This window comes from Agrococcus sp. HG114, assembly GCF_024723325.1.
In the GTDB taxonomy this organism is placed as follows: Bacteria; Actinomycetota; Actinomycetes; order Actinomycetales; family Microbacteriaceae; genus Agrococcus.
Genome location: NZ_JANQCH010000215.1, coordinates 1 through 1,472 on the forward strand (window position 1 = coordinate 1; position 1,472 = coordinate 1,472).

At 77.0% G+C, this 1,472-nt stretch carries 2 protein-coding genes; one reads left to right on the forward strand and one right to left on the reverse strand.

What is annotated here, in order from left to right:
• Positions 1-235 precede the first annotated feature (235 nt).
• On the forward strand, positions 236-1,321 hold the full coding sequence (locus NWP09_RS12780; RefSeq protein WP_258275876.1) for a glycosyltransferase family 1 protein: 1,086 nt from the start codon (positions 236-238) through the stop codon (positions 1,319-1,321).
• Here NWP09_RS12780 and NWP09_RS12785 read toward each other — a convergent pair.
• Positions 1,290-1,472: hypothetical protein (locus tag NWP09_RS12785; RefSeq protein WP_258275877.1), on the reverse strand; the 183-nt coding region annotated here is incomplete at its 5' end. The two genes, NWP09_RS12780 and NWP09_RS12785, sit on opposite strands and share 32 nt — an antisense overlap.

The window sequence follows — 1,472 nt, forward strand, 5'->3', positions numbered from 1 at the left end:
CGACGAGCGCGAGCCGCGCGCTCGCGCGGACGCGGCGCCCTGCTCCCGGTCGTGCCACCATGCTCCGCCTCTCGCGCTGCCGGCGGCCCGCGGCGCTCACCGGCGAGCGGTGGGCCTGGGTGCCGCCTGCGGCGAGCGTAGTCATAACACTGTTACGGGTCGAGGTGCGCGCGGCAATCATCGGAGGATCCCGCGCCGGGCCTGAGGCGGAGCCGGCCACCGTAGGATGCCGCCCATGCGGATCCTCATGGACGCCCACTGGTGGGAGCGGGGCCCGCATGCCAACCGGACCGTGCAGCGCGAGGTGATCCTCGCGTGGGCGCGCGCGTTCCCGGAGGACGAGCTCGTCCTCGCGATGCCCGCCGACGCGGCCGACGACGCTCCCCCGCGGGCCGCGGTCGCGCGGACCCGCCTGTGGCCCCATGCCGCCGCGAACCGCTGGGAGCTGCCGCGCATCGCCCGCAGGACCGGCGCCGACGTCGTCCTCGCGCACAACTTCACCCCCGCATCCGGCCGCGCGCTGACGTTCCTGCACGACGTGATGTTCGAGGAGCATCCGGAGTGGTTCTCGCGCGCGGAGCGGCTCTACTTCGGGCGGATGCTGCCGTGGGCCAGTCGCGCGGCGGCGGTCGCGACGTCCACGCGCAGCGAGGCCGAGCGCATCCGCCGCCATGCGCCCCGGCTGCCGCCCGCGGCGGTGACGGGCCTCGGGGTCCCGCCCTCGCTCACGGGAGCGGCGCGCCGACCGGGCGCCGTGCCCGAGACCGCCCGCTTCGCCGTCACGGTGGGGCGGCTCAACGTCCGCAAGAACCTCGAGACCGCCATGCTGGCCGCGAGCCGCTCCGCGCGCATCACCCCCGCCGCGCCGCTGTGCGTCGTGGGCGGCAGCGAGCACTCCGGCATCGGCGCGCGCATCCCCGATGAGGCCCGCGCGCGCATCGCAGACGGCAGCATCGTGATGCTCGGGCACGTGCCGGACGAGGAGCTCGGCTGGCTGTACCGCCACGCGGCCCTCACGCTCTGCTTGAGCCTCGACGAGGGGTTCGGCATGCCCGCCGTCGAGGCCGCTGCCCTCGGCTCCCCGCTCCTCGCGAGCGACATCCCCGTGTTCCGCGAGACGGTCGGCGGATGCGCCACCCTGGTGTCGCCGCTCGACGCGGATGCGGTCGCCCGCGCGATCGACCTCATGTGGGGCGTCGCGCCCGACGCGGGGGCGCGCGAGCGCGCGGTCGGCGGCTACACGTGGGAGGCCGCGGCGCGCGCGCTCCGCGCGTCGGCGGCCGAGGTCGTCAGCCGCCGCGGTCGCCAGGATCGACGATGAGCGCGGCGAGCTGCCGCGCGACGCGGTCGACGGTCCGCACGGTGGCGCGGTGGGCGGTCGGGCGCAGCTGATGGCCGTCGCGGATGTCGAGCGGGTGCTCGTCGCCGCGGGGCCATCGCACGCGGCGCGGCTGCGGCGGAGGGCGCAGCCC

What these genes read in the sequence shown, in the direction of transcription:
- NWP09_RS12780 (WP_258275876.1), top strand. Translation starts at nt 236, where the DNA reads ATGCGGATCCTCATGGACGCCCACTGGTGGGAGCGGGGCCCGCATGCC.